Here is a 12,549-nt window from a genome sequence, read left to right on the forward strand (position 1 = left end):
CTTCTCAATTAATCGTAGCTATCGTCTGTGCCACTCTGCGCGATCGCTGCCGTAAATGCCAGTTGAGCAAATTCTTACATTGCCAGCTTTCTGCGCTTTCCTATCCGTCGAACTCACGTTAAATTAAAAATTTAGTGCTTGCTCTGTACCCTCTTAAATTACGAATTACGTTAGCGACGCGCAAAGTGATAGCGCAGCGTTAGCGATAGCGCAGCGTTAGCGATAGCGCAGCGTTAGCGATAGCGCAGCGTTAGCGATAGCGCAGCGTTAGCGATAGCGCAGCGTTAGCGAGGAACGAGCGTCGGAACGAGCGTCGGAACGAGCGTCGGAACGAGCGTCGGAACGAGCGTCGGAACGAGCGTCATTACGAATTAGTAATTATTTGGTCAACAACATAGAGTAAAGGCGACAGCGTAACCCCTTCTCTCAATGAATATTTTAGTTTGATATATGGAAAGTTTCCGCATAATAAATAGTTAATGACGAGCTTCGGCGATCGCATTAAACATCTGCGGGATAAAATGCTAGGACGTTAACGTGAATCTAAGGTTATTAAGTCAACATTTGGGTGACAAAGCGCTCAACTTACCACCAAGAAGCGATAATGGATAAGATGCCATTTACGTTTTAAGAGTGTGGTAGCCATGACTGAGTTACTTGAGCATGCGATCGCCCAACTAAAAACTCTACCTGTTGCCGAGCAGGATGCGATCGCTGCTCGTCTCCTTGCCGAGATAGAGGATGAGCGGACATGGAAAGCTCAGTTTGAATCTACAACAGATGCTCAGTGGGATCGTCTAGCTGATATGGTACGGCAGGAAATTGCTGCTGGCGACATCACTCCTTTAGCTGACGTTTTTCCCTCTGAGCAATGAAGTCAAGTGTTACGAAGGTATTTCGCAAGAAACTTGATGAACTTCCTGCATCAGTTCAAGAGCAAGCTGCCAAAGCCTATGCTCTTTGGCGTTCAGATCCTTACCACAATAGTCTTCAGTTCAAACGAGTTAGCCAGCGCCAACCAATCTATTCGGCTCGTGTTAGTTTAGACTACCGCGTTCTTGGCTTGTTGCAGGATGATCACATTTACTGGTTCTGGATTGGCGCACATGCAGAGTATGACCAAATAATTACTAATTCGTAATTCGTAATTCGTAATTCGTAATTTATGGTTTCAAGCCCCTTAATTTATTAATGGAGAAACGAAAATGCGTAGCACCATATTTCAAGCCCACGATTAAAATCGGGGGCTTGAATTACGAATTACGAATTATCAATTACGAATTGCAGCTACGCTGCTTGACGAGTTGCTTCAGAGGTTGTAGCGCCAGCAGCCTAACTATTAGCTTCTCCAGGCGCGACGCCGAATAGCCCGTCGTAGACATCGCCAGAAAGCATCTGCGGGATAAAATGTTAGGACGTTAACGTGAATCTTATGCTCACCAATATTCGCCTAATTAGTGTTCGAGAATATCACAAAATGGCGGAAACGGGGATTTTTCATCCTGAAGAACGCTTAGAATTAATCGCGGGACAAATCATCAGAATGTCAGCAAAAGGAACTGCTCACGAATCAGCAATTACCCGCACAGAAAGGTTATTACGTCAACGTTTGGGGGACAAAGTTTTATTAAGAATCCAGTCACCAGTGCAACTTGACGATTACTCGGAACCAGAACCAGATATTTCAGTAGTAAAGCTGAATCCATTAGATTATGACGATCACCATCCCGATGCTTCCGAAGTGTTTTTACTGATTGAAATAGCTGATTCCAGTCTCAAATATGATCGAGAATTGACCGAATAATTCGTAATTCGTAATTCGTAATTCGTAATTAAAAACTTAGAAATTAGGAATTAATTATTAATTAATTCATTAAGGGTGCAAGCCCCTAATTTTAATTATGAAAAAGAAAAAAAGGGCAAAGCCAACTTTATTCAAGCCCCCGGATTTATCCGTGGGGTAATAATTACGAATTACGAATTACGAATTACGAATTGGAGCGAAGCGACTTGACACTCCCCGGCGTGAACGCACTCGGGGATTCTTCTATCTACGAAACGGCTTGCTCTGACAGGATTGCTCCAATTAGAGTAGAGGTCGATTCTCCAGAAGCGTTGCTTGCATCTAGTGCAAAGGTTCCAGTATGCCCTACCGTACCCAATCCACAATTTAGGATGTTAATACTGGCGTTGTGATCTCTATCTAGTTTGCATCCACACTGACAAACGTGTGTGCAAGTAGACAGGGATTTTTTCACAATTGCGCCGCAGTTAGAACACTCCTGCGAGGTATAACGCGGATTTACAGTAATTCCCAAGCCCACGGTTTGCAAGTAAAGGCGTTCATAGCGCGTACTTTTGCGAACTCCTGCAAGCCAGCCCCAAAGCAAAGGCGCAAGACCTGATTTACCCCGCCGGGACTTTACAAGTGCAACTTCTGGGAACTGCCACGCCAAATCCTGCCGCGCACGATTCATGATCGGGGACTGCACGCGGTTTAGATGAGCAAGTCTCAAAACCAGTTCCCGAATTCTGACAATGACGCGATCGCGAATTTGGACAAATCGACGCGGGTCTTGGTGGTAATCAAAGTAGTAACAGGCGAGTGCTAAGGCATCGGCATCATCATCTTTATCAGGCAGTGCCAAGTGATTGGCTCGATAATTCCTCAGTTCTTTGTGACCAAATATCCAACTAATGAGTATGTGTTTTCTGGGTCAACAATGTTAAGAGCATCAACCATCGCATGTCCCATCAACACATCAAAAACTGAGTAGCCACCATTAGCTATTGCACGCTCAATTTTCACCATCTTGAAAGTTTGCTCCAGTTCCGGTGTTCTCAACCGTGGATCAATATCCTCAATGGAGTTGATCGGTGGTGGTTCTTGGTTGCCGTCGATCCAGCGCTCATACTGACTATTGCAAAATTCAGCAAAAGCAATCGCCCCGTCGCACAATTGCGCCGAAATGTCAGAAATTAAAAACAGCTAAGGAGTGCTGGGTCATCAATTCAAATGTACTACCGTACTCCTCTTGGAGGGATTCCACTAAGGAACCGTCGTTTATGGTGTAGCTGGTAAAAAACCCTATTGGCTTTGACATTGGTACAATTTCCTTATTAAATACGACGCATTTGGCGATCGCTCACGCATGACGGTAGGCGATCGCATGAATCAATTCGCATGAATCAATACGCACGCTTTCAGGTAATGCTCAAATTCCATTTGTGTTTGTTCTTCGCTCTTAAGCAAGCAAAATAATTCTTGTAAGTCGCTAGTCTGTGCCCAGAGATACTTATCCCTATTGGGTTCGTCATGAAAGTGTCTAATAATTTCATACTTCCAATCACTTTCGACCAACGTTACAGAATTAAGCTTTTGCGATAGGTCTTTGATTTGCTCAATAGTTATGTTTTCCATATCGAAGATCAGGTTACTTGTTGTTTTCAGCTTTCAAGTCAGCGATCGCCTACCGAGAATAGGGGGCGATCGCCTTTTTAATTATTTAGATTTCCTCCTCCTCATCTGGGTCATCGTATTCCTTCTCACGAATGACGATGGTCACGCCGTCGTCAAGAGACTTGAAATCAACGATGGCTTCGCCAACGCTAAAAGCGAACGCAAATTCCTCATCGTCAATGTCTTTGATAGTTACCTCTGTTGTACCGGGGTAGTGTTTCAGGTTTGCAATCAGTTCTAGAACTGTGGAAGTCATGTTGTTTCCGTAGGTTTGTGTGCAGACATCAAAATATCACCGCGCAGTAAACTCGTTACCGCGATCGCTTCACAGGTGATGGAGAGGGTGTTTCCGCGCTCTTGTGGCGCGGGTGCTTGCTCCGGTGATGCCACGCAAAGGGTTAGGCGTGGGGGAGCGATGTTGTGTTGCAAAATAAGTTATATGCGCGTATAACCAAATATAAGCTAATACAACGCGCGTTAAAAGTCAACATTCTATGCGTATACAATAAGAGGTAGTGCATGGGTATAACTAATGCGGAAGCCGATCCACGGACAAAGGAAGAAAAGCTTGAATTTGACAATATCTCCAGAAGCTCATCAGCTACTAGAGGAGAAATCACTTTTACTGGGACTGAGCAAAAGCGAGTTCATAGAGAGGGTAGCTCGCGATCAAGCATCTTCAATCCAGGACAAAGAGTTACTGGGAAAATGCTCGATCATCTGATCAGCGAATATGAAGATCAGGCGACTGCTAAAAAAAATGAGATAGCTGCAATTGAAGTCAAGATCAAAGACCTCCAGTTGCTCAAAGAGGAACTGAAAGAACAGTCGGAAGAAGAACCTGAATAAAACCGTCCTGCCTGCTGTGGTAAGGGCGGTTTTGTTTTAGCGATCGCGCAGCGCTGGAGAATTGCGATCGCAGTTGTCTTTGTTAATCACATACTGGCTCCACCTTATCCCCCGCGAGTATTGTTCGTCACAGATTTGGGTAAACCCGGTCTACTTCATCCCACGCTTGAGAAGCGAGATTCTCCAATGCCATAGCCAAATACACTCTCCTGGTCATACTCCCCATGCTGCAAGCGGTCGAAGAAAATTTCGATTTGGAGTTGGAGCAGGTTGGGGTTCATAGAGTTGCGATCGCCTGTTTAACGTCGTCGTCCGTTACCTCGATGTAACGCGAAAGCACCTTCAAATCGGTGTGACCAGTGGCTTTTTTGATTGTTGCAAGGCTTACCCCGCGCTTTGCCAACTTTGTGATAAAGCTCCTCCGGGTGGAATGAGTCGATATGCCTTTACCAGAAAGTCCTGCTCTCTCTACAGCTGTGCGTAGAATTTGGTCAGCCCCCCTTAACCCCATAGGCTCATCTCCATCTCTGGACGGAAATAACCAATCGCAAAATTGATGAACAAAATAGACGCTTGCGCGAGTTAGAGCAGAAACAGAATAAGTGTTGTCATGACAATAATAACAACAAGCCAACAGATTTATCTGCAATTATAAAGAGGTTAGATAAAGCCGAGAAAGACATACTTGAACTGGGCGGAATTGTTAAAACCGTTATTGATGATCTAAAAGATTTGTTAGACGCCGCTACTGAACATAACGAAACTGCTAACGGCGCACAAGGGATATTTTCAGCAATTATTGACTATTTTGTAAACGAGTAGTTATGACAGTTTCTCAACAGATATCACCTAGTGCTTTAAGGGCATACAAATTATCTAAATATGCCAATGGGCAACCTGGGAAGATGCTCTTAGAAGCAAAGAGAGCCAAGCGCATAACATCTCAGTTCATGACTAAAAGCGGAGCTAAAGAAGCTGCCAAGCGGATGAAGTCCCTCAAAAAAACCGCCGCCAATGCAAAGAAGGTTGCTGATGCTACTAAGAAAATCGTAGACACCGGGAAAAAAGTACAAGATGCAATTCTCAAAAACATTCCTGGTGCAAATGACGTTGCTAAAAGCGGTAAAGCTGGTAGCTTGTTAGGCGGATTACTTGTGATTGGTGGTATCGCTGCATTAATCGCTATCAAAGCAAAATTTGATGAATTTTTACAAGATAGATCCAACGATTATCTTGATGGATTAAATAACGATATTACAAAAACCAATCAGTTGACAACTCAAGTAGGGCTGAAGGTAAAAGAGCTTGAAAAAAAGATTAACAATTTCAATAAAGAACTTGATACAAATGCTAAAGACTATGCGCGTTTAAATAAGCAACAAGAAACTTTTGGCAAGGACGTAGTAGAAGCCAAAAAGAAAAGCAATGATGCACTCTACGAAACGCGGGAAGGCAGAAAGATTATTGAGGGGAAGGTGGCAGATGCCAAGAAACAAGCAAATGATGCACTGTACGAAGCGCGGGCTAACAAGCAAAATTTAGAAGGTCAAATCACCGGGATAAGAACTTCATTTGAAACAAAAATCCAACAGATAAATGCACAGGTAGCAAAGTTTAATAACAGTATTTCAGACAGTTTTCAAAAGTCTGTAAACGCTGCAATTTCCAGTGCTAACACTACCATCTCAAAGCTACAAGCTGACCTTGCTGCAACAAAAGCGCAAGTCAACGCTATACGACCTCCTCAGCCTGTTGATACGAGTAGTGTTACCGCCAATGCTGTAGCGGCTGCTAGGGCAATTTTCACGCCTCTACAATCCCAAGTGGTTCAGTTGGCTGGCACAATTAATCCCAGCGCGTGCAGCTAATTACGAATTACGAATTACGAATTACGAATTATTTAATTGGGTAAACATAGGCGTTTTTATACCATGAAAAAACGCCCCAGGTTTGCTCTGGAGCGGCTTTGCAGGATTTGTTGTGACTCAGCAGTATATTAAAAAGTGATGCAGAGCTTTATCTATAGGAAGTTCAGTACGCCTTTTTGTTGAATCGCGGTTCTGCCCTATCCGCTTAATTTGCATTTTGGTCATTTTTTCCTGAATGAATGTCCTGTTTTACCTTTCTACTCGCTGTAGATGTGATTAGAAACGCAAGGATTATTGGGGAGAATTCTTTGAGCATGGAAAACGACGGTCGCGGCAGTGGCAGGTAGTATTATGGCTTTTGTATTAGTTATAGACAGCTTAGGCGCAGCCCACCGTAGGCATCGCTATCGCCTGGTGAAAGCCCCATATTAAGCTGGTATTATGTTGAATGGGGCAAGAGTGATTAAAAAGGGTTAATGTCTTTTACCTGCTCCCAGATATAGCTCACCCACTTTCGGATCATTCAACAATTCTTCACCAGGGCCTGAGATAGCATCGCGTCCTGACTCGAGTACATAGCCGCGATTAGCCATCTCTAAAGCCTTACGGGCATTTTGTTCCACTAATACGATCGCAGTACCCGCCTGATTAATTTGTTTAATCTGCTCAAACACTTGTGTCACCAAAATTGGGGACAAAGCAGCAGATGGTTCATCCAAAATCAGCAAACTAGGTTCCAACATCAAAGCTTTCCCCATCGCTAGCATCTGGCGTTCTCCTCCAGAGAGAGTACCAGCGCGTTGACGACGGCGATCGCTTAGTCTAGGGAACATAGTAAATATTTTATCTTTAATTGGTTTTAGGGGAACGTTAAGCACAAAAGCACCCATCTCCAAGTTCTCTTCAACACTCAGGGAGGGGAAAACATTGGCGATTTGCGGTACGTAGCACATTCCTCGTTGGACTATTTCATTGGACTTTAGCCCCACTATATTTTCACCTTTGAAAGTAATTGCGCCTGTGTGGGGAATCAAAAGCCCAAAAATTGCTTTTGCTAAAGTAGATTTACCCGCACCATTGGGGCCAATCACAGTTACCAATTCCCCTGGTGCAACCCGGAAATTCACACCTTGCAGGATATCTACATCTTTGATGTATCCAGCGTGGACATTTTGGACATTTAGTAAATAGTCATTTGTCATTTGTCATTTGTCATTTGTCATTGGTCATTTGTCATTTGTCATTGGTCATTGGTCATTTGTCATTTGTCATTGGTCAACAGTCAAGTCAAACATAACTATTGACTATTGACTGTTGACTATGGACTATTACGGAGTTTTTTGCAACTCCGGTCGTTCTTCTGGAAGAATCGCCCCTTCTACTGGGCAAACTTGGAGACATATGCCACAGTCTATGCAAGTGGCAAAGTCAATCCAGTACCAATCGGTGCCCTTGGCATTTTTGCCTGGGCCCTCATGAATACAAGCTACTGGACAAGCACCTACGCAGTCAGCAACGCCTTCACAGACTTCTGTAACAATCGTATGCGGCATGTTCTCGATTCCCTCTTTTCTGTATCGGCTATTTCTAGCCTAGCAGGGGAGTGGGGACTGGGGACTGGGGATTGGGGACTGGGGATTAGGAATTAGGGCGTGTTTTCAAAGTCTTAGATCCCCCCAACCCACGCCACTTGCTCCACTTGGGGAGACCCCAGACGCTCGATGACTCGCTACCGCTTCTCTACGAGACGCTGCGCGAACGCTATCGCTTTTAGCGTCTCCCCTTGGGAGAAGACCGCAGTGGCTCCCCTTAAAAAGCCTTGCTCAAAGTCTCTTAAGTCCCAATACGCTTGGGTTAACGATGATTGTAGGTTGGGTTGAACATTCGTGTTACCCAACAAATCCCAGAAAATGTTGGGTTTCGTTCCTCAACCCAACCTACACAATTTATTTTTTGGGCTTAACCCAAGCGTATTGTCTTAAGTCCCCCTTTTTAACGAACTTTGGGGGTTTAAGTTGCATAGCCTCTACAGGCAGCGCGTTTTGTGTCGGGGTCTAAATAAGAGTCACAAAACGTAATTGCGAATTAAGAAAAAGCGAATTGCGAATTGGTTTAAGGCAGGGCTGTTTCATTTCCTAAAAGACCCTAATTTACAAGCGTATCTACCAAAAAAATCAGGTAGTTCAAAAATTTTATTTGCTCATGAGCCTGGCGATCGCAGTTAAATTTATCCGTTGAAGTGGTAATTTTTCTTTTTCCCACTCCCCACTCCCCATCATTGAGGACATTGCAACAGTTGTGCTTGAGGATAGTCTTTTCGTAGTTGCAACTGCCGTCGCTGCGGGCGTCCGTAAGTCGATAACTGTTGTAATACTTTAGGCTCAGGTGGAGTTGACAACTGCTCCTCTCCTAGACTGCTGAACAAGACGACAGATTGTAATTGCAAACGACGTTGCTGGTGTTGCTGATAAAGTTGAGTGTAAGTCTGAACAACCTGCTGCCACTCTGTCGCTGGACAATAGCTGCGATCAATCAGTACTGTAATTGCCGGAATCGCAAAGAACCAACTGATCAGCACTCCGGTGATTAAAAACACTAACCAACTGAGTCCTAAAGTTTTGAGGAGTTGCGTGTTGAGGTTCATTGTTGTAATTCGTAATTCGTAATTCGTAATTCGTAATTAAGAAAGCCATTCAATTTGGGATTTTAGATTGGAATATTTCATCTAAAATCTCAAATTTGGTGTTGCCAAATCAGAGATTAGTCTGGAACAAGTCTTTGAGCAGAACTTGTACTTTTTCGGGTGTGCCTTGGTAAACACTGCCTTCTCGAATCGCAGCGATCGCTTCTAATTCCTGCTGATTCACTTTACCGTAGGCAATGGGATATACTCTCACACGGCTGTGCTTAATCACATCCTTAATTTGTCCAAAATCAAGTCCGTTGGTTCGTTCTCCATCGGTGAGCAGTAGTAGATAAAATCGACCCTTGGGATCAGTTTTTTGTTTTTCCATCAGGTCTGCCAAACCAACGGCGAGTCCATCATAGAGAGCAGTTTCACCATCAGGTCGAAGTTGGTCAATGGCTGCAAATAATCGCTTTTGTTCTAATTCGTTGAAGGGAGCGAGGGTAATCCGGCGACTGGGGCGATCGCTAAATGTTACTAACCCAATCTGATTACCCCGGTTAATTTGTTGGCTGGCAAATCGTAACGCTTTCTGAACCGCTTGCAGACGATTGTTTTGCTCCATTGAACCGCTAGTATCCACAATCAGTTCCATGTAAACGGTATGTCCACCATCTTTACGCTGTTTCCAAAATGACTGAGCAGCTTTGAGTACTTCACCAGATGGTAGGGGTGGAAATTGACTTCGCTGGAGATATTCTGTTTTTTCATAGCCCTGTTGTTGAGCCAATTGTTGCATCGGTGTAGAGGTAGCAAAGGCAGCAAATTTTTCCAGGGCTTCTCGCTCAGATGCCGTATTCCAATCAAATCCAACTAATGGCGAATTTTCAGGAACACCGAAGGGAATGTAAGCAAGCTGTGCAAATTCTGGCTGTTTCTTCAGATTGACATAGCTTTGGTAGGCCATGACAATTGCCTGAAACTTTTGGGGATCGCGAATCCAAATTTGCTTTAAGTCCAGGTATGTGGGCGTCGTCAGGGCGATTTGTTTCTGGAAGGTGCTAAAAACTGAATTGACTTCAGAAGACTCTAGTTCAGCAATAGTTAATGGTTTGCCATCTTGAGCATGACCTGCTGAACGCCAAAACAGTGTATGCAGAAAATTCAACGCCGATGAGGCGATATAAGGATTGGAATAACCAACTTCGATTTTGTCAGCGAGAATGGCATCCATCAAGCGATCAAACGTCACTCCTCCACCTTTAGTCAGTTCTTGATACACCTGGGGTTGGATTGCAAAGATGGCTTGGTTCGAGACTAATGCAGGTGCGATCGCTTGCAGTGGCAATCCTTCAGCTTTCAGTAACTCTAACCACAAAGCCGTTGCTGGTGTGTAGCCTGCCGGTTTTCCTTTCCTGGCAGCTAAAATCTGTGTGCCCAATCCAGAAGGAATATTCCGAATCCCCACTTGAATGACTTCTCCAGATTTGAGCCTTTGTCGTTGCTGATTAAATTTTTCAACGACATCAATTAACCAACGTTCATCCTGTCGTTCTCCATTTGCTTTTTCAGCCGAGCTGTAGATTTCGACATACACGATATTCGGATCGTTGCTTGGCTTTGCACCGTACAGAGGAAAGGAGTTTGGATCGGGGACAGAATCAGCTAGTGGAGGAATCACCACATTATAGGCGGCGGTGTCAGATACAAGCTGTGAATCCAATTGAATACTGGGTAAAAGATGTTGGCTTAGATAGCGATCGGCACTTTCAAATGAATTGATTGATGATGGTGTTGTACAAGTCGACAAAAATGTCAGGCATAGTCCGATCACTAGGCAAAATTTGAAAGGCAAATTTTTCATAGTTTTTAATCTCCTAAAATTCCTCTTTCGTTTTCCGCAATCAGTGTTTGCAGCCGGCTCGATATGACAGCAGGAGCGCTAAGTGAACGCCGTTCCAGGTTTTCCAATACAATTTGGTCGTGCAATTCCTGAAGCTGGTCATGGGTTTGCTGAAGCCGAGATAAACTGCTTTGCAATTGTTGTTGCGCCAACTCTCGATAACGTGGTGTTTGCACTTGTTGAGTAACCTGCAATGCCTGCACCAGTCGGTCAATCAAATCCAGAACAGTGTGCAATGTTTCGAGCAAGTCTGGAGTGAAAGTTGATTCCTGTTGGGCAATTTGTGTCGCAATCTGCCCAATGGCTTGAGCCTGTTGCTGAACCGATCGCCACAGAGTTTGAGCAGCATCAGGAATTCGGTTATTAAAGTAGCTGATATGACTTAAAAAAACATCTTTTTCCAGTAAATTCGCTGAAGTTGCTGAAGAGCTTATTTTTTGGCCTTCGAGTTGCACGTACCAAGAAGCGATCGCCAATACAACAATCACTGCGCCGCTAAATAGAACAATTAAACGTATTCCTAGCCACAAAACAAAGCTAATATAACCAATTAATAGACCAGCCACTAAGAATTGAGTGTGAGACAGTTGAAAAGGATTGCCCCTGGGTTGAGTCATCATTCTAGAAATTAATTTTGTTAGCGGATTGCCGATGTGCGATCGCACTTCTTTAGCTGTGATAAGTTTGGCATAGGCTGCGAAAGTAATAAATTCGTTGACAGCAAAGCTTTTGCAAACGATGAAATCATTTGCAGAGTATGCAATTAACGTTTGAGAATACCGAACCGTATTGAGATATCCCGGCTGATTACTTACTAAACCCCAAGAACCCCACCCCGCCAAAGCTATGCTTTGTCTCCCCTCCCCGCAAGCGGGGAGGGGATTAAGGGGTGGGGTGCAATGACTGTGGGAATCATAACTAATTATGCGGACATGATATAAGAGAAAATCAAGGGTTTCAAATGGTGAAAAAGAGACGTAGCAGTGCTACATCTCTACAAAGGTTCTGGATAACGCATATTTTTTGCTCATGCCCGGAAATGCGATCGCATTGACTGCGGGCGCTGTGCGTCATTGCAGAGTTTTAAGCAAAAATGCATTTCCCGGCGAACAAAGTGCTGACTAGGCAAAGATGAAGTCTCTAGAGAGACTGACATTGGTAGTGTCTTGAACGTTAGCAATCAAGTCAATGCCATAGAAAATTTGTGTGTCTAGAGCAAAACCGCCACTCAAGTCTGCATTCCCAAAAGAGTATAGACTAGAGAAACCCCCGGCTAGAATTAAATCAGAAGAGGGGTTCCAGTCAGTAATGGTAGCGAAACCAAGACCTTGGTATTCAACACCGAGGGAACCGCCAAGAACGAAAGTATCAAAACCAGCACCACCAACCAGGATGTCGTTTTCTACTGTGTTAGTGTTTATAGAGCCGGACAATATATCGTTACCATCTCCGCCATAAAGGATGTCATCCTGATTGCCGCCGAACAATATATCGTTGCCAGCAAAGCCAAACAATATATCGTAGCCGTCGTAATCAAACAAACCAGAGCCAACGGGGTAGCCAGCGATGAGGTCGTCACCGTCGGTGCCAAAGAGTGTATCACTGAACGAACTGCCATTAATAATAGCCATTTGAGTTTCTCCTTGATTTAAATCGAGTTAAGGCAAAGGTATTTGGATAAATCTTCCATCACCTCATTGGTACGCAATCCAATACTTTTCGGTTAAGGGAGAAAGGGGTCTTGGGATTGGGTTTGAATTCACCTTTACCCTTTGCCCTTTAACCAATTAAGAGACTAAAAGGGAGTAGTTTACGCTTATCCGAAAAGTATTGAATACACTTG

The 12,549-nt window shown here is 44.0% G+C and carries 18 protein-coding genes and 2 pseudogenes; 6 read left to right on the forward strand and 14 right to left on the reverse strand.

Features of this window, described 5'->3' with window-relative positions; all coding sequences use genetic code 11:
• Nucleotides 1-644: 644 nt before the first annotated feature.
• From LC653_RS16985 to LC653_RS16995, 3 genes and pseudogenes are all read left to right on the forward strand, one after another.
• Complete coding sequence (locus LC653_RS16985; RefSeq protein ID WP_229495582.1) at nt 645-875, forward strand: hypothetical protein; 231 nt, start codon at nt 645-647, stop codon at nt 873-875.
• A complete protein-coding gene (locus tag LC653_RS16990; protein ID WP_229495583.1) occupies nt 872-1,141 on the forward strand; it encodes a type II toxin-antitoxin system RelE family toxin in 270 nt (89 codons plus the stop codon). The genes LC653_RS16985 and LC653_RS16990 overlap by 4 nt, the downstream gene beginning before the upstream one ends.
• Nucleotides 1,142-1,432: 291 nt before the next feature.
• A pseudogene (locus tag LC653_RS16995) lies at nt 1,433-1,795 on the forward strand (Uma2 family endonuclease); the annotation flags it as partial.
• A 256-nt stretch (nt 1,796-2,051) separates the two neighbouring features.
• Here the strand turns inward: LC653_RS16995 and LC653_RS47910 are convergent.
• The 6 genes and pseudogenes from LC653_RS47910 to LC653_RS17020 form a co-directional block, all read right to left on the reverse strand.
• Nucleotides 2,052-2,690, reverse strand: a pseudogene (locus LC653_RS47910) (IS110 family transposase); the annotation flags it as partial.
• Complete coding sequence (locus LC653_RS17005; RefSeq protein WP_229495584.1) at nt 2,669-2,959, reverse strand: hypothetical protein; 291 nt, start codon at nt 2,957-2,959, stop codon at nt 2,669-2,671. The pseudogene LC653_RS47910 and the gene LC653_RS17005, both read right to left, overlap by 22 nt.
• 13 nt (nt 2,960-2,972) lie before the next feature.
• A complete protein-coding gene (locus LC653_RS46250; protein WP_267923092.1) occupies nt 2,973-3,104 on the reverse strand; it encodes a hypothetical protein in 132 nt (43 codons plus the stop codon).
• A gap of 71 nt (nt 3,105-3,175) precedes the next feature.
• Entirely contained in the window at nt 3,176-3,421 is a 246-nt protein-coding gene (locus tag LC653_RS17010; RefSeq protein WP_229495585.1) for a hypothetical protein, read from the reverse strand.
• 85 nt (nt 3,422-3,506) lie between these two features.
• Nucleotides 3,507-3,716: a hypothetical protein gene (locus LC653_RS17015; protein WP_229495586.1), complete on the reverse strand. Its 210-nt coding sequence runs from the start codon at nt 3,714-3,716 to the stop codon at nt 3,507-3,509.
• The gene (locus LC653_RS17020) at nt 3,713-3,889 is read right to left on the reverse strand and encodes a hypothetical protein (protein WP_229495587.1); all 177 of its coding nucleotides are present in this window, start codon (nt 3,887-3,889) and stop codon (nt 3,713-3,715) included. Before LC653_RS17020 ends, LC653_RS17015 begins: the two co-directional genes overlap by 4 nt.
• A 90-nt stretch (nt 3,890-3,979) precedes the next feature.
• Here LC653_RS17020 and LC653_RS17025 point away from each other — a divergent pair, with 90 nt between their 5' ends.
• Entirely contained in the window at nt 3,980-4,309 is a 330-nt protein-coding gene (locus LC653_RS17025; protein WP_229495588.1) for a hypothetical protein, read from the forward strand.
• Between the two features lie 155 nt (nt 4,310-4,464).
• Here LC653_RS17025 and LC653_RS46255 read toward each other — a convergent pair whose 3' ends face one another.
• Together LC653_RS46255 and LC653_RS17030 are read right to left on the reverse strand one after the other, a co-directional pair.
• Nucleotides 4,465-4,590: a hypothetical protein gene (locus LC653_RS46255; protein WP_267923094.1), complete on the reverse strand. Its 126-nt coding sequence runs from the start codon at nt 4,588-4,590 to the stop codon at nt 4,465-4,467.
• Nucleotides 4,587-4,958 carry a tyrosine-type recombinase/integrase gene (locus LC653_RS17030; RefSeq protein ID WP_308189095.1) on the reverse strand — a complete coding sequence of 124 codons (372 nt, stop codon included), beginning with the start codon at nt 4,956-4,958 and terminating at the stop codon, nt 4,587-4,589. Before LC653_RS17030 ends, LC653_RS46255 begins: the two co-directional genes overlap by 4 nt.
• On the opposite strand from LC653_RS17030, the gene LC653_RS17035 reads away from it, so the two are divergent.
• The gene (locus LC653_RS17035) at nt 4,883-5,131 is read left to right on the forward strand and encodes a hypothetical protein (RefSeq protein WP_229495590.1); all 249 of its coding nucleotides are present in this window, start codon (nt 4,883-4,885) and stop codon (nt 5,129-5,131) included. The two genes, LC653_RS17030 and LC653_RS17035, sit on opposite strands and share 76 nt — an antisense overlap.
• 2 nt (nt 5,132-5,133) lie before the next feature.
• Entirely contained in the window at nt 5,134-6,177 is a 1,044-nt protein-coding gene (locus tag LC653_RS17040) for a hypothetical protein (RefSeq protein ID WP_229495591.1), read from the forward strand.
• A 473-nt stretch (nt 6,178-6,650) separates the two neighbouring features.
• Here LC653_RS17040 and LC653_RS17045 read toward each other — a convergent pair whose 3' ends face one another.
• From LC653_RS17045 to LC653_RS46260, 6 genes are all read right to left on the reverse strand, one after another.
• On the reverse strand, nt 6,651-7,379 hold the full coding sequence (locus tag LC653_RS17045; RefSeq protein ID WP_229495592.1) for an ABC transporter ATP-binding protein: 729 nt from the start codon (nt 7,377-7,379) through the stop codon (nt 6,651-6,653).
• A 126-nt stretch (nt 7,380-7,505) separates the two neighbouring features.
• The gene (locus LC653_RS17050) at nt 7,506-7,730 is read right to left on the reverse strand and encodes a ferredoxin family protein (protein WP_229495593.1); all 225 of its coding nucleotides are present in this window, start codon (nt 7,728-7,730) and stop codon (nt 7,506-7,508) included.
• A 722-nt stretch (nt 7,731-8,452) separates the two neighbouring features.
• Nucleotides 8,453-8,821 (reverse strand): hypothetical protein, encoded by a 369-nt coding sequence (locus LC653_RS17055; RefSeq protein WP_229495594.1) that lies wholly within the window; start codon nt 8,819-8,821, stop codon nt 8,453-8,455.
• Nucleotides 8,822-8,930: 109 nt separating this feature from the next.
• Nucleotides 8,931-10,613, reverse strand: a complete 1,683-nt coding sequence (locus LC653_RS17060; protein WP_229495595.1) for a vWA domain-containing protein — start codon at nt 10,611-10,613, stop codon at nt 8,931-8,933.
• Between the two features lie 59 nt (nt 10,614-10,672).
• Nucleotides 10,673-11,548 (reverse strand): hypothetical protein, encoded by an 876-nt coding sequence (locus LC653_RS17065; protein ID WP_229495596.1) that lies wholly within the window; start codon nt 11,546-11,548, stop codon nt 10,673-10,675.
• 279 nt (nt 11,549-11,827) lie between these two features.
• The gene (locus tag LC653_RS46260) at nt 11,828-12,337 is read right to left on the reverse strand and encodes a calcium-binding protein (protein WP_308189096.1); all 510 of its coding nucleotides are present in this window, start codon (nt 12,335-12,337) and stop codon (nt 11,828-11,830) included.
• Nucleotides 12,338-12,549 lie beyond the last annotated feature (212 nt).

Source organism: Nostoc mirabile CHAB5784, assembly GCF_020829645.1.
GTDB lineage: Bacteria > Cyanobacteriota > Cyanobacteriia > Cyanobacteriales > Nostocaceae > Nostoc > Nostoc mirabile.